General features: G+C 76.5%; 14 protein-coding genes. 6 read left to right on the top strand and 8 right to left on the bottom strand.

Translation table 11 applies throughout. The features are described 5' to 3' along the window. Positions 1-113: 113 nt before the first annotated feature. Positions 114-458, bottom strand: a complete 345-nt coding sequence (locus tag EJA20_RS15005) for a helix-turn-helix transcriptional regulator (protein WP_129339308.1) — start codon at positions 456-458, stop codon at positions 114-116. A 61-nt stretch (positions 459-519) separates the two neighbouring features. On the opposite strand from EJA20_RS15005, the gene map reads away from it, so the two are divergent. After that, positions 520-1302 (top strand): type I methionyl aminopeptidase, encoded by a 783-nt coding sequence (gene map / locus EJA20_RS15000; RefSeq protein ID WP_129339307.1) that lies wholly within the window; start codon positions 520-522, stop codon positions 1300-1302. Positions 1303-1342: 40 nt separating this feature from the next. On the opposite strand, the gene EJA20_RS14995 is transcribed toward map, so the two are convergent. From EJA20_RS14995 to glgX, 6 genes are all read right to left on the bottom strand, one after another. Continuing rightward, entirely contained in the window at positions 1343-2185 is an 843-nt protein-coding gene (locus EJA20_RS14995) for an SH3 domain-containing protein (protein ID WP_129339306.1), read from the bottom strand. Between the two features lie 134 nt (positions 2186-2319). After that, positions 2320-4512: a 1,4-alpha-glucan branching protein GlgB gene (gene glgB / locus EJA20_RS14990; protein WP_129339305.1), complete on the bottom strand. Its 2193-nt coding sequence runs from the start codon at positions 4510-4512 to the stop codon at positions 2320-2322. An 84-nt stretch (positions 4513-4596) separates the two neighbouring features. After that, positions 4597-6108: an aminoglycoside phosphotransferase gene (locus EJA20_RS14985; protein WP_129339304.1), complete on the bottom strand. Its 1512-nt coding sequence runs from the start codon at positions 6106-6108 to the stop codon at positions 4597-4599. Continuing rightward, the gene (gene treS, locus EJA20_RS14980; protein WP_129339309.1) at positions 6105-7820 is read right to left on the bottom strand and encodes a maltose alpha-D-glucosyltransferase; all 1716 of its coding nucleotides are present in this window, start codon (positions 7818-7820) and stop codon (positions 6105-6107) included. Before treS ends, EJA20_RS14985 begins: the two co-directional genes overlap by 4 nt. 74 nt (positions 7821-7894) lie before the next feature. Continuing rightward, positions 7895-9907, bottom strand: coding sequence for an alpha-1,4-glucan--maltose-1-phosphate maltosyltransferase (locus EJA20_RS14975; RefSeq protein WP_205687528.1), 2013 nt, complete (start codon positions 9905-9907; stop codon positions 7895-7897). Between the two features lie 81 nt (positions 9908-9988). After that, positions 9989-12253 carry a glycogen debranching protein GlgX gene (gene glgX, locus EJA20_RS14970; RefSeq protein WP_240675536.1) on the bottom strand — a complete coding sequence of 755 codons (2265 nt, stop codon included), beginning with the start codon at positions 12251-12253 and terminating at the stop codon, positions 9989-9991. A gap of 181 nt (positions 12254-12434) precedes the next feature. Between glgX and EJA20_RS14965 the strand changes: the two genes are divergently transcribed. Continuing rightward, positions 12435-13232: an electron transfer flavoprotein subunit beta/FixA family protein gene (locus EJA20_RS14965; RefSeq protein WP_129339301.1), complete on the top strand. Its 798-nt coding sequence runs from the start codon at positions 12435-12437 to the stop codon at positions 13230-13232. Positions 13233-13309: 77 nt separating this feature from the next. Then, positions 13310-14323 (top strand): electron transfer flavoprotein subunit alpha/FixB family protein, encoded by a 1014-nt coding sequence (locus EJA20_RS14960; protein WP_129339300.1) that lies wholly within the window; start codon positions 13310-13312, stop codon positions 14321-14323. A 40-nt stretch (positions 14324-14363) separates the two neighbouring features. Here EJA20_RS14960 and EJA20_RS14955 read toward each other — a convergent pair whose 3' ends face one another. Then, positions 14364-15371, bottom strand: coding sequence for a phosphotransferase family protein (locus tag EJA20_RS14955; protein WP_240675535.1), 1008 nt, complete (start codon positions 15369-15371; stop codon positions 14364-14366). A 72-nt stretch (positions 15372-15443) separates the two neighbouring features. Here EJA20_RS14955 and EJA20_RS14950 point away from each other — a divergent pair, with 72 nt between their 5' ends. Genes EJA20_RS14950 through EJA20_RS14940 form a run of 3 tightly spaced genes read left to right on the top strand, consistent with a single transcriptional unit; the run spans position 15444 to position 18915 of the window. After that, positions 15444-16694: a cysteine desulfurase family protein gene (locus EJA20_RS14950; RefSeq protein WP_129339298.1), complete on the top strand. Its 1251-nt coding sequence runs from the start codon at positions 15444-15446 to the stop codon at positions 16692-16694. Continuing rightward, the gene (mnmA, locus tag EJA20_RS14945; RefSeq protein WP_129339297.1) at positions 16694-17878 is read left to right on the top strand and encodes a tRNA 2-thiouridine(34) synthase MnmA; all 1185 of its coding nucleotides are present in this window, start codon (positions 16694-16696) and stop codon (positions 17876-17878) included. Before EJA20_RS14950 ends, mnmA begins: the two co-directional genes overlap by 1 nt. Beyond that, positions 17875-18915, top strand: coding sequence for a hypothetical protein (locus EJA20_RS14940; protein ID WP_129339296.1), 1041 nt, complete (start codon positions 17875-17877; stop codon positions 18913-18915). Before mnmA ends, EJA20_RS14940 begins: the two co-directional genes overlap by 4 nt. The last annotated feature ends 3 nt before the right edge of the window (positions 18916-18918 follow it).

Raw genomic sequence — 18918 nt, 5'->3', positions numbered from 1 at the left:
CCGCCGGACACTCTTCACGAAAGGCCACCCCAGCGATGGGGTGGCCTTTCGTCGTTCCACCGGTCGTTCGATCCGTGTCGCCCGCTCGTGTGCAGGCCCGACCGGCGCGGGAGTCAGGAGGCGAGGCGTCCGGCGTCGCGACCGGCGGGTTCGGCGCCGGACGCCTCGGCGGTCGTCGTGTCTGCGGCGCTCTCCGCGGCGTCGCGCGGCGTCGCCGGAGCGGTGACCGCCTCCCAGAGCGCGTCGAGCGACAGGTCGAGGACCGCGGCGACGGCGGCGATCGTCGGGAACGAGGGTGTCGCGATGCGGCCGGTCTCGATCTTGCGGAGCGTCTCCGGGGAGATGCCGGCGGCGAGCGCGGTGGTGAGCATCGGGCGGTCCCCACGGGCTTCGCGCAGCGCCGCGCCGAGGCGGCGGCCGCGCTCGAGCTCGTCGGGGGTCAGGGGCAGGCGAACCATGGGTCGATGCTAGCGGGATAGCATGGCCGGGATAGTTATCGAGCCTGAGCGGAGGTCGTCCATGATCGAGATCCTCAGCGCGGCGGAGCTGGACCGGGCACGTGCCACGGGAGCACTCGTCGCCGACATCCTGCAGGCGCTGGTCGCCCGCGCAGAGGTCGGCACGAACCTGCTGGAGCTGGACGGCTGGGCCCGGGAGATGATCGAGGGGGCCGGTGCGGTCTCCTGCTACGTCGACTACGCACCGTCCTTCGGGCGTGGGGCGTTCGGCCACCACGTCTGCACCTCCGTCAACGACGCGGTGCTGCACGGCCGCCCGCACGACCTCGTCCTCCGGGACGGGGACCTGCTGTCGCTCGACCTGGCGGTGTCCCTGCACGGGGTCGTCGCGGACTCGGCGGTGAGCGTGCTCGTCGGGACCGCGCGTCCCGCCGAGAGCGTCGCGCTGGTCGAGGTGACGCAGCGCGCCCTCGCGGCCGGCGTGGCCGCCGCCGGGCCGTGGGCGCGCGTCGGCGACCTCTCGCACGCCATCGGCACAGTGCTCGCCGGCGCGGGGTACGACGTGAACACGGAGTTCGGCGGGCACGGCGTGGGGTCCACGATGCACCAGGACCCGCACGTCGCGAACGCCGGGAGGCCCGGACGGGGCTACCGGCTCCGCCCGGGTCTCCTCCTGGCGCTCGAGCCCTGGGTGATGGCCGACACGGCGGCGCTGGTGACCGACCCGGACGGGTGGACGCTCCGCAGCTCCACGGGGTGCCGTACCGCGCACAGCGAGCACACGGTCGCCATCACCGAGCAGGGGGCGGAGATCCTCACCCTCCCGTCCCGTCCGACGGCGTAGCGGCGCCGCCGGACCGGCGACGCCCCGTGGGACGCGCGACTCAGAGGCAGAGGCCCTCGGCGGTGACCCCGCGGTCGCAGAGGAGGGTCTGCTCGACCGTGCGGACGGCGAGCCTGCCGTCGGCGGCCGCGGCGAACACGTGGAGCCTGAGCCCGAGCAGGGAGTCGTCCGGCAGGCCGACGACGTCGAGCACGACCTCCTCGAGGGAGCCGCGGCGCGGCCCGTCGACGACCACCCGTCGGGCATCGGTGGCCTCGGGCGCGAGGGCGTCGGCGACCTCCCGGGCGAGGGTGGTGACGTCCTGGGCGCGGGGGGTCGAGCGCAGCGTCGGGTCGAGGGCGCTCGTGACGTCGGTGACGGTGCCCAGGTACGCGAGGTAGGCGGCCCCGGCCCACCCGGCCCGGCCCGAGCGGTCGAGCTCGAACCAGGTGCTGCCGTCGTCCAGGGTCCGGGCGCGTCCCGTCGCGACCAGGCCGTCCGTCAACGGCGCGAGGCGGTCGACGCGGGCCGCGTCCGTGCCCGGCGCCGCGCGGACGTGGAGGACGTCGTCGCGGGGCACGCCGACGACCGCCAGCAGGGCCCCTGGTGCCGGTGCGACGGTCGCCGGCCGCCCGGGCAGGTCGGACTCGGGCAGGGCGTCGACGGGGCCGGCCGGAGGGGTGGCGGAGGAGGAGGTCGGGGGCGCCGACGCGGCGGGCGTGCCCGGGGCGGCCGCGGGCGTGCCGGCCTCGGTGCCGGTGGCCGTGGCGCCGGGTTCCTGCGACGACGACCCGGCCGCCTGGCCCGGGTCGTCGCCCCCCGTGCACCCCACGAGGGCGGCCAGTGCCAGGACGAGCGCCGCGGCGGTGGACCCGGCTCCGCGGGCTCGCCGGTGCACCGGCACGGCCGTCTCCCTCGCGCGCAGGGGCTCTTCCCGCCCGTGCCCGCCGTCGGTTCCGGGGAGGGTCGCCGGCCGCGGGGCGCCCACCCGTGCACGGCCGCCGGTGGCGGTCGGACGGGGGGCGCCCCGCGGCGGTCTCACGAGGAGCTCGGCGAGAGGAGCACGGCACCCAGGGGCGGGACGCGCAGGACGGCGGAGAAGGGGCGGCTGTGGTGCGGCACGGCCTCGGCCTCGACACCGCCGACGTTGAGCACGCCGGAGCCGCCGAACTCCTCGGCGTCGGAGTTGTAGACCTCCTGCCACCGGCCGCCGCTGGGCAGCGCGAGGCGGTAGCCCTCGTGCGGCACCCCGGCGAAGTTGACGACCACGGCCACCGGGGGCACGCCGTCCCGGCCCTTGCGCAGGTACGCCAGGACGTTGTGGTCGGCGTCGTCCGACGTGATCCACTCGAAGCCCTCGGGGGAGTGGTCGAGCTGCCAGAGCGCCGGGTGCGCCGTGTAGACGGCGTTCAGGGCGGCCGTGGCCTTCTGGACGCCCGCGTGACCACGGTCGTCGAGCAGGTACCAGTCCAGGCCGCGGGCCTCGCTCCACTCCTGCTGCTGGGCGAACTCCGACCCCATGAACACGAGCTGCTTGCCCGGGTGGGTCCACTGGTACGCCAGCAGGGCGCGGACGCCGGCGAGCCGCTGCCAGTGGTCGCCGGGCATCCGGGTGTAGAGCGAGCCCTTGCCGTGGACGACCTCGTCGTGGCTGATGGGCAGGACGTACTGCTCGGAGTAGGCGTAGACCATGGAGAAGGTGACCTCGCCGTGGTGCCAGCGCCGGTTGAACGGCTCCTCCGCCAGGTAGCGCAGGGTGTCGTTCATCCAGCCCATGTTCCACTTCAGGCCGAAGCCCAGGCCGTTGACGTTCGTCGGCGCCGTGACGCCCGGCCACGCCGTCGACTCCTCGGCGATCATGAGGATGCCGGGCGTGCGCCGGTACGCCGTGGCGTTCGCCTCCTGCATGAAGGAGATGGCCTCGAGGTTCTCGCGGCCGCCGTAGCGGTTCGGGCGCCACTGGCCCGCCTGGCGCGAGTAGTCCAGGTAGAGCATGGAGGCGACGGCGTCGACCCGCAGGCCGTCGATGTGGAACTCCTCCAGCCAGTAGGTGGCGTTGGCGACGAGGAAGTTGCGCACCTCGCTGCGGCCGAAGTTGAAGATGTACGTGCCCCAGTCCGGGTGCTCGCCGAGGAGCGGGTCCGGGTGCTCGTACAGCGGCGTCCCGTCGAAGCGGGCCAGCGCCCACTCGTCCTTGGGGAAGTGGCCGGGGACCCAGTCGAGGATGACGCCGATGCCGGCCTGGTGGAGGCGGTCGACGAGGTACCGGAAGTCGTCGGGGTGGCCGAAGCGCGAGGTCGGGGCGTAGTACGACGTGACCTGGTAGCCCCACGACGGCCCGTAGGGGTGCTCGGCGACCGGCATGAGCTCCACGTGCGTGAACCCCATGTCCTGCACGTACGCGGTGAGCTGCTCGGCCGCCTCGCGGTAGCTCTGCCCCGCGCGCCAGGAGCCCAGGTGCACCTCGTAGACCGACATGGGCCCGTCGTGCGGGTCCGTGCTCGTGCGGCGGTCGATCCAGCCCCCGTCCGCCCACGTGTACGACGACTCCACGACGACGGACGCCGTGGCGGGCGGGATCTCCGTGCCCTTCGCGAGCGGGTCGGCCTTCTGGCGCCAGCCGCCGTCGGGGCCCATGATCTCGAACTTGTACTTCGTCCCCGCGCCGACGCCCGGCACGAAGAGCTCCCACAGGCCCGAGTCGCCGAGCGAGCGCATGGCGTGGGTGCGGCCGTGCCAGTGGTTGAAGTCGGCGATGACCCGGACGGCGCGGGCGTTCGGCGCCCACACCGCGAACGCGGTGCCGGTGACCTCGCCCATGACGCTGGGGAACCGCCGGACGTTGGCGCCCAGCACGGTCCACAGGGTCTCGTGCCGCCCCTCGCGCAGGAGGTGGCGGTCGAGCTCGCCGATCGTCGGCAGGAAGCGGTAGGGGTCGTCGGTGCGGGTCGTGTGCCCGTCGTAGGTCACGTCGACCCGGTAGTCCGGCACGGCGGTGCCCGGCAGGACGGCACGCCACACGCCCTCGCTCTCGTGCTCCGCGGCGTGGTGGCCGCCGTCGTCCGTGACGACCACCACCGCCTCGGCGAAGGGCCGCAGCACGCGGATGGTGACGCCGTCCTCGCCGGGGTGGGCGCCGAGGGTGCCGTGCGGGTCGTAGTGCTCGCCGTACGCGACGGACCGGAGTGTCTCGGCGTCGACGGGGACGGGCGCGGGCGTCGCTGTGGCCATGGTGCCAGCCAACCATTCCGCCGCCTCGCACGCTCCCCGAGGCGGGCTTGCTCGGGGGCCCGGGCCAGCCGGGCCCGCAGGTGGTCAGGGGTGGAGCAACCGGTCCAGGCCGGCGAGCGGGATGGGGAGCCAGTCGGGGCGGTTGCGCCGCTCGTAGACCGCCTCGTACAGCGTCTTGTCGAGCTCCATCGCGGTGAGGAACAGCGTGTCGCCCGCCGGGTCCGCGCCGCCCGCGACGGTGCCGCCGGGCGCGGGCGCCGCGTGGGCACCGGGCGCCGCCGGGGCCGACGCGGCCCGGTACGCCTCGAGGAGACGGCCCCGGGACTCGTCGGCCCAGCGCTGCGCCCTCCCGCCCGTGAGCCCGCCGACGGCCGCGGCGTAGTCCAGGGAGCGCAGCATGCCGGCGACGTCGCGGACCGCCAGGTCGGGACGGGTGCGCTCCGACAGCGGGGCGAGCGGCTCGCCCTCGAAGTCCGTGATGAACCAGCGGTCCACCGACCGCAGGACCTGGCCGAGGTGGAGGTCGCCGTGGACGCGCTGGCGCGCCGGGGCGGCCGGCGCGCCGCGCAGCCGCGCGACGACGGCCTCGACGGCGGAGCGGTAGCCCTCGAGCTCGGGCACCGCGGCGGCGGCCCAGGCGAACCGGGTGACGAGCGCGTCGGCGACGACCCCCGGGTCCGACCCGCCCGCGACCGTCGCGTCGACCCCGTACGCGCGGGCGAGCGCCGTGTGCATGCCCGCGACCGCCGTGCCCAGGGCCGCGGCCTCGTCGCCGAAGGAGGCGCCGCGGCGCGCGTGGTCGCAGGCCAGCTCGAAGCCGTCCTCGGCGGACGGCACGAAGGCGGCCAGCGCCGCGAGGTACCCCTGCTGCGGCGGGCCCTGCGGGTCGCGGGGGTCCGGCCACGCGGCCTCGAGCCAGGCGAGGGGGCGCGGCACGCCCTCCCAGCCGACCCTGACGAGGTGGCGGGGCACGTCGACGTCGGGGTTCTCGCCCGCCTGCACCGCGCGCAGGACCTTGAGGATCGCGACGGGGGCGGCCGGGGCGAGGCCGGTGGTGTCGCCGGCCTCCGTGCCCGGGCCGGGGGCGGGCAGGACGACGGAGGTGTTCGACTGCTCGCCGCGCAGCACGCGGGCGGCCGCGACGTCGACCACCGCGCCCGGCCCGTCCGCGACGGCCAGCCAGGCCTGCAGGAACGCCGGGTCGCCCGCGCCGTCCCGCACGCGGACGCCATGGAGCGTGCCCACGTGCGACGGGTCCTCCGTCTCGGCACCCGGGGCGTCGCCGTCCTCCGGCGGCCGCCCGGAGGCGGTGAGCACGAGAGGTACCTGCAGCACGACGTCGACGGACGGGGCGAGCACGCGCAGGAGCAGGACGCGCACGCCCGTGCCGCCGGGGCCGACGAGCTCGTCGACGGAGGAGGCCGTGCCACCGGCCGGCGAGGTCGCGGCGACGGCGGGGTCGAGGGAGGTGGCGCCGAGGACGCTCACCTGCGCCTCGACGCCCTTGACGGGGAACCAGCGGCGCGCGGGCAGCCAGGGGCGCAGGAGCTCGCCGAGCGCGTGGTCGGCGGGGGAGGCGGTGCCGACGGCGATCACGGGCGCACCAGCTCCAGCCAGAAGAACTCGCGCGACCCGAGGGTCATCTGGAGGGTCCCGTCCGCGGCGACGCCCGGGAAGGGCGCGCCGCCGAAGACGTCGCGCAGGGACCAGCCGGCGTGGTCGGGCAGCCGGACGGTCGTCGCGCGGGCCGTCGCCGCCACGTTCACGACGACGAGCACCGTCTCGTCGGCCGTGCTGCGCAGGAACGGCATGATCGCCTCGTTGTCGCACCCGAGCACCGTGAAGTCGCCGCGGCCGAGCGCCGGGTGCTTGCGCCGGACCGCGAGCATGCCGTGCACCCAGTGCAGCAGCGACGTCGGCTGCACGAGCTGGGCCTCGACGTTCACGTGGTTGTAGTGGTGCGCGATGGACTGGATGAGCGGCAGGTTCAGCTTGCCCGGGTCGGCCACGGAGAAGCCGGCGTTGCGGTCCGGCGTCCACTGCATCGGCGTGCGGACGGCGTCGCGGTCCGGCAGCCAGATGTTGTCGCCCATGCCGATCTCGTCGCCGTAGTACAGGCAGGGGCTGCCCGGCAGGGAGAGCAGGAGCGCGTGCGCCAGCTCGATCTCCTTGCGCGAGTTCTCGAGCAGCGGGGCCAGGCGGCGACGGATGCCGATGTTGGCGCGCATGCGCGGGTCCGGCGCGTACCAGCCGTACATCGCCGCGCGCTCCTCCGTGCTCACCATCTCGAGCGTGAGCTCGTCGTGGTTGCGCAGGAAGGTGCTCCACTGGCCGCCCGAGGACGGGATGGGCGGGGTGTCGGCGAGGATGTCGATGATGGGCGTCGCCCGCTGGTCACGGATGGAGTAGAAGATCCGCGGCATGACGGGGAAGTGGAAGCACATGTGGCACTCGGGGCGCTCCTCGGTGCCGAAGTAGTGCACGACGTCCTCGGGCCACTGGTTCGCCTCGGCGAGCGTGATCCGCCCCGGGAACTCCGCGTCGATCATCGCGCGCACCTCGGCGAGGAACTCGTGGGTGCGGGGCAGGTTCTCGCAGTTCGTGCCCTCCTCCTCGAAGAGGTAGGGCACCGCGTCGAGGCGGAAGCCGTCCAGCCCCATGCGCAGCCAGAACCGGGCGACGTCGAGCATGGCCTCGCGCACGCGCGGGTTCTCGAAGTTGAGGTCGGGCTGGTGGCTGAAGAACCGGTGCCAGAAGTACTGCCGGCGGACGGGGTCGAACGTCCAGTTCGACGTCTCCGTGTCGACGAAGATGATGCGCGCGTCCTGGTAGCGGGTGTTGTCGTCGCTCCAGACGTAGAAGTCCCCGTAGGGGCCCTCGGGGTCCTGCCGCGAGGCCTGGAACCACGGGTGCTGGTCGCTCGTGTGGTTCATCACGAGGTCGATGACGACCCGGATGCCCCGCTCGTGGGCACGCTCGACGAGCTCGGCGAAGTCGGCCGTGGTGCCGTACTGCGAGGCGATGGCCGTGTAGTCGGAGATGTCGTAGCCGCCGTCGCGCATCGGCGAGGGGAAGAAGGGCGGCAGCCAGAGGCAGTCGATGCCGAGCCACTGGAGGTAGTCCAGGCGGTCGATGAGCCCGCGGATGTCACCGGTACCGGACCCGTTGGAGTCCGAGAACGAGCGCAGCATGACCTCGTAGAAGACCGCCGTGCGGTACCACTCCGGGTCGTCCGACAGCCCGCCGGCGGCCTCGGCGGGGTGCGGCACGACCGGCTGGCGGCGCGCCGGCAGGGCGGCGAGCGCCATCTGGCCCGTCAGCGGGGGCGGCTCGCTCGGGGCGCCCGGCACGGGTGCGCCGGCCGCGGGGCCGGTCGTCGCCGTCACCGGGGCTCCAGGTGCACCACGTGGGCGCAGCGGACCGACGGGTCGAGGCGCACCCACACCCGGGGGCCCCAGGTGAAGGTCTCGCGGGAGAGGGTGTCGTAGGCCGTGAGCTCCGCGTCGGCGGGCAGGCCCAGGGCGGGCAGGTCGAGCGTCACGAAGCCTTCCCTCGCGTTCCAGGGGTCGATGTTGACCACCACGACGACCGTGTCCGCCCGGCCCGTGGGCGAGTGCGCGGCGTCGAGGTGGCGCGAGAACGCGACGAGCGCCGGGTCGCTCGTCGGGTGGATCCGCACGTTCCGCAGCTGCTGGAGCGCGGGGTGCGTGCGGCGGATCTCGTTGAGGCGGCCGAGGAGCAGGGCGATGCCGTACCGGTCCGCCTGCGACCAGTCGCGCGGCCGGAACTCGTACTTCTCGTTGTCGACCTGCTCCTCCACGCCCGGGCGCGGGACGTTCTCGACGAGCTCGTAGCCCGAGTAGACCCCCCACGTCGGCGCGCCCGTCGCGGCGAGCACGGCGCGCACCGCGAAGCCGCCCGCACCGCCGTGCTGCAGGTAGGGCGGGAGGATGTCGTGCGTCGTGGGCCAGAAGCTGGGGCGCAGCCAGGGGGCCTCGTCGCCGCCGACGCGGGCGAGGTACTCCTCGATCTCGTCCTTCGTGTTCCGCCAGGTGAAGTACGTGTAGGACTGGTGGAACCCGACCTTGGCCAGGGTGAGCATCATCGCCGGCCGCGTGAAGGCCTCCGACAGGAAGACCACGTCGGGGTGGTCGCGGCGCACGTCCTCCAGCAGCCACTGCCAGAAGTCGAGCGGCTTCGTGTGCGGGTTGTCGACGCGGAAGGCCGTGACCCCGTGGTCGATCCACACCTGCAGGACGCGGCGGATCTCGGCCGCGATGCCCTTCGGGTCGTTGTCGAAGTTCAGGGGGTAGATGTCCTGGTACTTCTTCGGCGGGTTCTCCGCGTAGGCGATGGAGCCGTCGGCCCGGGTGGTGAACCACTCGGGGTGCTCCGTGACCCAGGGGTGGTCGGGGGAGCACTGCAGCGCGACGTCGAGGGCGACCTCGAGGCCGAGCTCGGTGGCGCGCGCGACGAAGTGGTCGAAGTCGTCGAAGGTGCCCAGCGCGGGCTCGATGGCGTCGTGGCCGCCGTCCGCGGAGCCGATGGCGTAGGGCGACCCCGGGTCCCCGGGCAGCGCCTCGAGGGAGTTGTTGCGGCCCTTGCGGTGCGTGGTGCCGATGGGGTGGACCGGCGTGAGGTAGACGACGTCGAAGCCCATGCCGGCGATGCGGGGCAGCTCCTCGGCGGCCGTGCGCAGCGTCCCGGAGCGCCAGGTGCCGCTCTCCTCGTCGTACGTCGCGCCGTGCGAGCGCGGGAACAGCTCGTACCAGGAGCCGAACAGCGAGAGCGGGCGGTCGACGCGCAGCGGGTAGGCCGGCGAGGCCGTCACGAGCTCGCGCAGCGGCGTCTCGGCGAGGGCGGCCTTCACCGCGTCGGAGAGCCCGGCCGCCAGCCGCTCGTCGGGCGTGCGCGTCAGGTCGCGCATCTCGGCGACCGCGCGCTTGAGCGTCGAGGCGCCGGCGGCGGGCATGGACTCGGGGCCGCGGCGGGCGGCGGCACGCCCGAGCAGCAGCGCGCCCTCCGTGAGCATGAGCTCGACGTCGACGCCGGCGGCGATCTTCAGGGTCGCGTCGTGGACCCACGTGGCGTAGGGGTCCGACCAGCCCTCGACGTGGAAGGTCCAGTCGCCCGTGCGGTCCGGCACGACCGTGGCCTCGTACCGGTCGAGGCCCGGCGCGACGTCCCGCATCCGCCCGCGGGAGTGCACGGAGCCGTCGGGCCGCGAGAGCACGACGGTCGCGGCGACCGCGTCGTGCCCCTCGCGGAAGACGGTGGCCCTCACGGCGAAGGCCTCGCCGACCGCGGCCTTGGCGGGGAACCGCCCGCCCTCGGCGACGGGCCAGACGTCCAGGACGGGGATCCGGCCCACACCCGCGGGCGCTGTCGTGGTCACACCCCGCAACCTAACGGGAGGGTGCGGGGGCGGGCATCCGCAACCGCCGTCGCGGACGCCCCGGCGACGGCGGGGGGCGGCTCAGCCGGCCGCGTAGAGGCGCAGGCTGAGCGGCTCCATCGCCTCGGGCGTGTCGTCCTCGGCGTCGTCGACGGAGAGTGCCCCGTCGGTCGTGGACCCGGCGCGCGCCTCGTCGGCCCGCTCCTCGTCGGGCCGCTCCCACACGGAGTCCCAGACGAGGCGCCACGTGCCCCGCGGCGCGGGCGGCAGGGTGAGGGGGACCGCGCGCAGGGCGCCGTTCACGACGAGGAGCGTGCTGTCGCCCCCGGGCGCGGCGTCGGGCGGCGGCGGGGCGGTGCGGAGCATCTGCAGGGTGCGCAGCTCCGCCGAGTGCCACCGCGCGTGGTCCATCGGCGCCCCGGCGGCGTCGAACCACGCGAGGTCCGGCGGGCCGCCCTCCGTGCGCGGCCGGCCCGTGTAGAAGCGGTCCGTGCGCAGCGAGGGGTGCCGGCGGCGCAGGGCGGCCAGCTCCCGCGCCGTGGCCAGGAGGTCCTCCCGCCAGGGCGAGCGGTCCCAGCGCACCCACGAGATCGCGTTGTCCTGGCAGTAGGCGTTGTTGTTGCCGCCCTGGCTGCGACCCATCTCGTCCCCCGCGGTGAGCATCGGGGTGCCGGCCGAGAGCAGCAGCGTGGCGAGCAGGTTGCGCACGGAGCGCCGGCGCAGCGGGGCGATGTCGGCGCCGGGGGAGTCCGCGCGGACCGGGCCCTCGAGGCCGTGGTTCCAGGAGCGGTTGTGGTCGCTGCCGTCCCGGTTGCCCTCGCCGTTGGCGAGGTTGTGCTTGTGGTCGTAGGCGACGAGGTCCGCCAGCGTGAAGCCGTCGTGCGCGGTGACGAAGTTCACGGAGGCGGCCGGCCCGCGGGTCAGCGGGGGGTCGCCGTGCCCGAAGAGGTCCACGGACCCGGACAGGCGCGTGGCCAGGTCCCGCACGCGGTGCCCGGGCAGGCCGTGGGCCGCGCGGCCCGGGTCGGCGAGCCAGAACGAGCGCACGGCGTTGCGGAAGCGGTCGTTCCACTCCGCGACGGGCTCGGGGAACTGGCCGGTCCGCCAGCCCCCGGAGCCGATGTCCCACGGCTCCGCGACGAGCTTGAGGCCGTGCAGCACGGGGTCCGTCGTGAGCGCGACGAGGAACGGGTGCTGCGGCGTGTAGCCGTTGGCGTCCCGCCCCAGCGCGACCGCGAGGTCGAACCGGAACCCGTCGACGCCGACCACCTCGGCCCAGTACCGCAGCGAGTCCAGGGCCATGCGCACGGCGGCGGGCCGGCGGAAGTCCAGCGTGCTGCCCGTGCCGGTGACGTCCGCGTACGTCGCGGGGACGCCGCCGTCGTGCAGGTACCAGCGGGTGTTGTCCAGGCCGCGCCAGGACAGGTGCTGCCCGCCCTGCCCGCCCTCGCAGGTGTGGTTGTAGACGACGTCGAGGAGGACCTCGAGGCCGGCCTCGTGCAGCGCGTGCACGGCGCCGCGCAGCTCGGCCAGGACGGCGGCGGGGCCGGCCTCGCGCGCCGCCGCCGTGGCGTAGGCGGCGTGCGGGGCGAAGAACCCGAGGGTGCTGTAGCCCCAGTAGTTCGTCAGGCCCTTGGCGACGAGGTGCGGCTCGTCCGCGAAGGCGTGCACGGGCAGCAGCTCGACGGCCGTCACGCCCAGGGCGCGCAGGTGCTCGACGACCGCCGGGTGCGCGAGGCCCGCGTAGGTGCCGCGCAGCTCGGGCGGGAGGTGCTCGGCCAGCCGGGTCAGGCCCCGGACGTGCGCCTCGTAGACCACGGTGCGGTCCCACGGCACCCAGGGGCGGTTCGCCGCGGGGTCCGGCCCCGGCAGCGCCGCGACGTCCACGACCACGCCGTGCGGCACGGACGCGGCGGAGTCCCGCGGGTCCGCGGGGCCGTACCAGTCCCCGCGCAGCGCGTCGTCGACGACGTGGCCGTACGTCTCCGGTCCCGCGCCCACGGCGCCGACGAGGCCCCGGGCGTACGGGTCGACGAGGAGCTTGGCCGGGTTGTGCCGCAGCCCGGCGGCGGGGTCCCAGGCGCCGTGCACGCGCAGGCCGTAGCGCTGCCCGGGCAGGACGCCGGGCACGAAGCCGGTGAACAGGCCGTGCTCCGGGCCCTGGAGCCGGACGCGCCGCTCCGCCCACGGCGACCCCGCCGGGCGCCGGCCGCGCCGCGGCGCGGGGTCGAGGAGGCACAGCTCGACCGCCGCGGCGTGGGACGCCAGCACCGCGACCTCGACCCCGCCGTCGACGACGTGCACGCCGGGGCGCGGCGGCCGGGAGGGGGGGAGCGCGTGCTGCACCCGGACAGTCTGGGGCAGACCGGGCGCGGCGGGCCCCCGCGGCCCCGCGCACCAGCCGAACGGCGTACCCGGGACCACCCGTACCGGGTAGCCGCCGGGGTGCTCGCGGGCGCCGGACCGCGCTGTGTCCAGGGCCCGGACGCCCCCGGTCGCCGGCGGGGCCGGGGGTAGCCTCGCCCCCGTGAGGATCGTGGTCTGCGTCAAGCACGTGCCCGACATCCAGGGCGAGCGCTCGCTCGGGGAGGACGGCCGCGTCGTCCGCGACGGGGGGGACGGCACGCTCAACGAGCTCGACGAGAACGCCGTCGAGGCGGCGCTCGCGCTCGTCGAGGCCCGGGCGCAGGAGGGCGACGAGGTCGTCGCGCTCACCGTGGGTCCCGACGACGCGGTCGAGGCCGTCCGGCGCGCGCTGCAGATGGGCGCCCACCGGGCCGTGCACGTCCTCGACGACGCCGTCGCGGGCGCGGACGCCGTCGGGACCGCCCAGGTCCTCGCCGCGGCCGTCCGTCGGCTCGGCGAGGAGGCGCCCGTCGACCTCGTCGTGACGGGGATGGCGGGCCTGGACGGCCTCACCTCCCTGCTCCCGACGCTGCTCGGCGAGCTGCTCGGCGTCGCCGCGCTGCCGCTGGCCTCCCACCTGGAGGTCGAGGGCGGCACGGTGACCGTGCGGCGGGACCTGGACCACGCCACGGAGACGCTCCGTGCCGCGCTGCCCGCCGTCGTGTCCGTGACGGACGCCGCCAACGACCCGCGCTACCCGGGCTTCAAGCAGATCATGGCGGCCCGCAAGGCCCCCGTGACCGTGCTGTCGCTGGACGACCTGGGCCTCGACCCGGCGCTGACGGGGGCCGCCGGGGCGCGGACGCAGGTGCTCCTCGCCCGGCCGCGGCCGCCGCGCCAGGACCGCGTCCTCGTCCAGGACACGGGCGACGGGGGTGCGCGGCTCGCCGCGTTCCTCGTCGAGCGCGGGCTCGTCTGAGCCGCCCCGCCCCCGCCGCGCCCGCCGCGACCGCCGTCCCCCGCACCCCGCCCGCCCCGCCGCCCGGAGGCCCCGCCGTGAGCACCCCCGCCACCGTCCTCGTCCTCGTCGACCACACGCCCGCCGGGGCCCTGCGCGCGCCGGCCGAGGAGCTGTGCACCGCCGCGCGCGCCGTGGCGGCCGCGGGGAGCGTGGAGGGCGTCTGGGTCGCCACGGACCCCGACGACCGGCCGGGCGACGCGGTGCTCGCGGCCCTCGGCGCGCTCGGCGTGGCGCGCGTCCACCGCGTCACCGCCGTGGGGGCCGACCCGCGCACCAGCGCCGTCGTGGCGCAGGCGCTCGCGGAGCTGCACGCGGAGCTGCACGCGGAGCGGCCGGCGCGCGCGGTGCTGCTCGCGTCCTCCTTCGAGAACAAGGAGGCCGCCGCGCGGCTGGCGGTCCGCACGGGGGCGGGGGTCGTCACGGACGCCGACGACCTCGCGCTCGAGGACGGCACGGTGGTGACGGGCAAGACCGTGTTAGCGGGCACGTGGACCACGCGCTGCGCCGTCCGGACCCCGCTGGCCGTCGTCACCCTCAAGGCCAACGCGGTGCCCGCCGCACCCGCCGACGTCGCCACGGAGCCGGAGGTGCTCGAGCGCGCCGTCGAGGCGGACGCGACGGCCCGGGCCGTCACCCTCGTCGACCGGGTGGAGCGCGACACGAGCGGGCGCCCCGACCTCGCGAGCGCGCACGTCGTCGTCGTGGGCGGGCGCGGCACCGAGGGCGACTTCTCGGCCGTCGAGGAGCTCGCGGACGTGCTCGGCGGCGCCGTCGGGGCGACGCGCGTCGCCACGGACGAGGGCTGGATCGGCCACGACGCGCAGATCGGGCAGACGGGCGTGACGATCTCCCCGCGCCTCTACATCGGCGCCGGCGTCTCCGGGGCCGTCCACCACCGCGGCGGGATGCAGGCCTCCGGCACCGTCATCGCGGTGAACAACGACCCCGACGCCCCCATCTTCGAGATCGCCGACCTCGGCATCGTCGGAGACCTGTTCACGGTGCTGCCGCAGGCGGCGGCCGAGCTGCGGGCCCGCCGGGAGGGCTGACCTCGGCGGCGTCGCCGCGCGCCGCCCCGTCGGGCGGGCCTCAGGTCAGGCCGCGGAGCCACTCGAGGGTGGCCATGCCCTGCGCGTGCTGGAAAGGACGCAGGTTGGGGATGCCGCGGGGCGCCGGCTGGCGCGCGCCCCACACGAAGTAGCCCGCCAGGCCGGCGAGCGCGGCCCGCAGGTCGTCGTCGCCGACGCCGTCCGCCACCGGGTGGTCACGGAAGATCGCGTGCGGCGCCCCGCCGCCCTGCAGCGCGACGCTGGGCAGCATGAAGGCCAGGTCGAGCCAGGGCGCGCCGACGCTCGCGTGGGGCCAGTCGATGAACCAGACCGTGCGGGACTCGTCGATCATGATGTTGTCCGCGCGCAGGTCCCCGTGCACGAGCGCGTCGCCGGCCAGCACGGGCAGCGCCGCCTGCTCCCACAGCACGAGCCGGTCCAGGTGCGTGCGGCACCAGTCGGCGAGGTCGCGGGGCCACGGCATGCGGGCGTCGTCGCCGGCGCGGTCGAGCTCGGCGGCCCCGCCGCGCGCCGCGAGCCGCCGCCAGCCCGTGAAGTCCTCCGCCAGCACGTCGTCGGCCCGCGGCAGGTCGTGGCCCGGCAGGGGCTCGGCGTCCGCGAGGGGGACGAGGGCGTCGAGCACCAGGCGCAGGTCCTGGGGCCGCCAGGGCAGCTCGGGGGCCAGGCCGGGCACGGCCTCGAAGCCGAGGACGACCCAGGTGCCGTCGTCGTGCGACCAGAGCAGGCGCGGGGCCGGCACGTGCAGCGGCAGGCTCGCGGAGACGCGGATCTCGGCGCGCGCGAGCGCGACGGACGCGGGGTTCTGCTCGGGGGACACCGCCTTGACGAACACGGCGTGCCCGTCGGACAGCTCCAGCACGGACGCGAAGCCGGGGGAGAAGCCCGTCGTGGCGCCGATCTCGACCGTCACCTGCGCGTGCGCGAGCTCCTCGATGCGCCCGCGCACGGGCCGGGGCAGGTCCCGCCAGTCCAGCCGCTGACCGCTGAACGCGATCGGCAGCTCGACGGCGGCGTCCCCGGTGCTCACGGCGGACATCCTGCCAGGTGGCCGCGCGTGCGCGGGCGGCGGACCCACGCCGCGTTCGTAGACTGGGCGGCGATGCGCGCCTACCTGGACCACGCGGCCACCACCCCCGTGCTCCCCGTCGCCCGCCAGGTGCTCGCGGAGCAGCTGGGCCGCACGGGCAACCCCTCGTCGCTGCACGCGTCGGGGCGGGCCGCGCGGCGGGTCGTCGAGGAGTCCCGCGAGCGGCTCGCGGCGCTGCTCGGCGCGCGGCCCAGCGAGGTCGTCTGGACCTCCGGGGGCACGGAGGCGGACAACCTCGCGGTGAAGGGCCTGTTCTGGGGGCGGCGCACCCAGGACCCCGCCCGGCGGCGCGTGCTCGTCGGGGCGACGGAGCACCACGCGGTGCTCGACCCGGCGTTCTGGCTGGCGGAGCACGCCGGTGCGGAGGTCGTGCTGCTGCCCGTCGACGCGGACGGCGTCCTCGACCTCGACGCCCTGCGCCGCGAGCTCGAGGCCCACGCCGCCACCACGGCCCTCGTGAGCGTGATGTGGGCGAACAACGAGGTCGGCACGCTGGCGCCGCTGGCCGAGGTGGTCGCGCTCGCGCACCGCCACGGCGTGCCGGTCCACTCGGACGCGGTGCAGGCCGTCGGTCAGGTGGCGGTGGACCTGGCGGCCTCCGGCCTGGACGCGCTCACGGTCACCTCGCACAAGATCGGCGGCCCGGGCGGGGTCGGGGCGTTGCTGGCCCGGCGCGACGCGCCCCTGGTGCCCGTGCTCCACGGCGGCGGCCAGGAGCGGGGCGTGCGCTCGGGCACGCTCGACGCCCCCCTCGTCGCCGCGTTCGCGGCCGCGGCGCAGGAGGCGGTGACGGCGCGGGAGGCGAGCGCCGGGCGGCTCGCCGCGCTGCGCGACGACCTCGTCGCCCGGGTGCTCGCCGCGGTGCCCGACGCCGTCCTGCGGGGCCCGGCCGACGGCACCCGGCGGCTGCCCGCGAACGCGCACCTCACGTTCCCCGGCTGCGAGGGCGACTCCCTGCTCTACCTGCTCGACTCCGCCGGCGTCGAGGCCTCGACGGGGTCCGCGTGCCAGGCGGGCGTGGCGCAGCCGAGCCACGTCCTGCTGGCGCTCGGCGTCGACGAGCGGGACGCGCGCGGCGCGCTGCGCTTCTCCCTCGGGCACACGTCCACCGCGGCCGACGTCGACGCCCTGCTCGCCGTCCTGCCCGGTGCGGTCGGGCGGGCGCGGGCCGCGGGCGCGGTCGGTCGGCCGCCGGCCGCTGCGCGCACCACCCCGCACGGCGGCGTCCCCGCCGCGGTCGGGGCGGCCGGGGCACGGGTCTGATGCGCGTCCTGGCGGCCCTGTCGGGCGGGGTGGACTCCGCCGTCGCGGCGGCGCGCGCGCTCGACGCCGGCCACGAGGTCGTCGGCGTCCACATGGCGCTGTCGCGCTCCCGGGACCGGTTCCGGACGGGCTCGCGCGGCTGCTGCTCGATCGAGGACGCGGGCGACGCGCGGCGCGCCGCGGACGTGCTCGGCATCCCCTTCTACGTGTGGGACCTGTCGGAGCGCTTCGAGGAGACGGTCGTCGCCGACTTCCTCGACGAGTACGCCGCCGGGCGCACGCCGAACCCCTGCGTGCGCTGCAACGAGCACGTGAAGTTCTCCACCCTGCTCGACCGGGCGCTCGCGCTGGGCTTCGACGCCGTGTGCACGGGGCACTACGCCCGGGTGGCGGCCGAGGACGACGGCGGGCGCTCGCTGCACCGGGCCCGGGACGCCGCGAAGGACCAGTCCTACGTGCTCGCGGTGATGGGCCCGGACCGGCTGGCGCACGCGCTCTTCCCGCTCGGCGACGTCGCCTCGAAGGCCGTCGTCCGGCAGGAGGCGGCGGCGCGCGGCCTCGCGGTCTCGGAGAAGCCCGACTCCTACGACATCTGCTTCGTGGCCGACGGCGACACCTCCGGCTTCCTGCGCGCACGCCTCGGGGAGCGGCCCGGCGACGTCGTCGACGCCTCCGGCGCGGTGCTCGGCCGTCACGACGGCGCGTACGCCTTCACCGTCGGGCAGCGCAAGGGGCTCCAGCTCGGCCGCCCGGCGCCGGACGGCCGGCCCCGGTACGTGCTCTCCGTCGAGCCCGTGCGCAACCGGGTGGTCGTCGGGCCCGTCGAGGAGCTGGCCGTCGGGGAGGTCGTCGCCGACCGCGCCGTGTGGTTCGACGCGCCCCCGCCCGGGGCGTGGACCGACGCGCTCGTCCAGGTGCGCGCCCACGGCACCCCCGTCCCGGCGCGGGTGCTCGTGCCCGACGAGGCGCGCCCCGCGGCGGAGGGGCCGGCGGTGCCGTCACCGGGGGGCGTCGTCGAGGTGGTCGTCGACGAGGCCGCCGGCCTGCGCGGCGTCGCCCCCGGCCAGTCCCTCGTCGTGTACGAGGGCACGCGGGTCCGGGGGCAGGCCACGGTTCTGCGGGCGACGCGGGCGGGGGCGCTCGCGGGCGGGCTGCCGTCGACGGTGGGCGGGGGCCGGCGATGACCGCGGTCACGGGGGCGGGGCCGTGGCCCGGCACGGACGTGCTCGAGGCGCAGACGCAGGTCGCCGGCGACCTGGCCGAGGTGCCGTCGGGCGTCGAGGGGCTGCCCTTCTCCGTCCTGCTGCCCGCGCGCGGGCCGCTCGGTGACGCGACGGGACGGGCGGCGGCGCTCCTCGTCGACCTGCCCGTCGAGCTGGGGCCGCACGGCCTGCGCCTGGCCGACCGCCCGGGTCACGACGCCACGCGCGCGGCGGCCCTCGTGCGCGAGGACGCGGACGCGCTCGCGGTCGCCGCGCACGGGTGGCAGGGGCCGTGGGTGGTGCCGCTGCTCGGGCCCGTGTCCCTCGCCGCGCGGCTCTGGCTCGCGCGGGGGGACCGCGTCGTCGGCGACGCCGGGGCGCTGCGGGAGCTGACGGAGTCCTTCGCCGCAGGCGTCGCCGAGCACCTGCGCGCGCTGGTGCGTGCCGTGCCCGGCGCGGTGCCGAGGCTCCTGCTGCACGAGCCGCTGCTCGCCGCCGTCACCGCCGGGGCCCTGCCGACGTTCTCGGGGTACGCCCGGTTGCGCGCGGTGCCGGGGCCGGACGCGGCCGAGCGGCTGGGCACGGTGGTCGCCGCGGCGCGGGCGGCCGGTGCGGCGTCGGTGGCGGTCCACGTCGGCGCGGCGCACGGGGGGCTGCCCGTCGCCCGGCGGGCCGGCGCCGACGGCCTCGGGCTGGCCGTCGCGGGTCTGGACCCGCGCGGGTGGGACGCCGTCGCCGAGTCGGTCGAGGGCGGCACCGCGCTCTGGGCGCAGCTGCCGCCGCAGGCGTCCTCGCAGTGCGCCGGCCCCGACGTCGCGGGGCAGGCGGCGGCGCTGCTCGACCCGTGGCGCCGCACAGGGCTCGAGGCCGTGCGCCTGCGGGACGTGGTGCTCGTCGACGCGGGACCGGGCGGTCCGTCGGCCGGCCGCGGGGCCGGCGCCTCGCCGGCCGAGGCGCGCGCCGCGCTCGCCGGGGTCGCCCGCGCCGCCCTGGTCGTGGCGGAACGCGCGGAGGGCTAGACG

It is taken from the genome of Cellulomonas endophytica (genome assembly GCF_004123805.1).
Lineage (GTDB): Bacteria > Actinomycetota > Actinomycetes > Actinomycetales > Cellulomonadaceae > Cellulomonas > Cellulomonas endophytica.
The sequence above is the reverse complement of the archived record's forward strand: the minus strand, read 5'-3'. Positions and strand labels throughout refer to the sequence as shown.

Excerpts from the sequence above, each read along its gene's own strand:
- EJA20_RS14950 (WP_129339298.1), top strand. The coding sequence starts at position 15,444 with ATGCGCGCCTACCTGGACCACGCGGCCACCACCCCCGTGCTCCCCGTC.
- glgB (WP_129339305.1), bottom strand. The coding sequence starts at position 4,512 with ATGGCCACAGCGACGCCCGCGCCCGTCCCCGTCGACGCCGAGACACTC.
- mnmA (WP_129339297.1), top strand. The coding sequence starts at position 16,694 with ATGCGCGTCCTGGCGGCCCTGTCGGGCGGGGTGGACTCCGCCGTCGCG.
- EJA20_RS14940 (WP_129339296.1), top strand. The coding sequence starts at position 17,875 with ATGACCGCGGTCACGGGGGCGGGGCCGTGGCCCGGCACGGACGTGCTC.
- EJA20_RS15005 (WP_129339308.1), bottom strand. The coding sequence starts at position 458 with ATGGTTCGCCTGCCCCTGACCCCCGACGAGCTCGAGCGCGGCCGCCGC.
- treS (WP_129339309.1), bottom strand. The coding sequence starts at position 7,820 with ATGGCGCTCGCCGCCCTGCCGGCGCGCCGCCAGCCGGTCGTGCCGCAC.
- map (WP_129339307.1), top strand. The coding sequence starts at position 520 with ATGATCGAGATCCTCAGCGCGGCGGAGCTGGACCGGGCACGTGCCACG.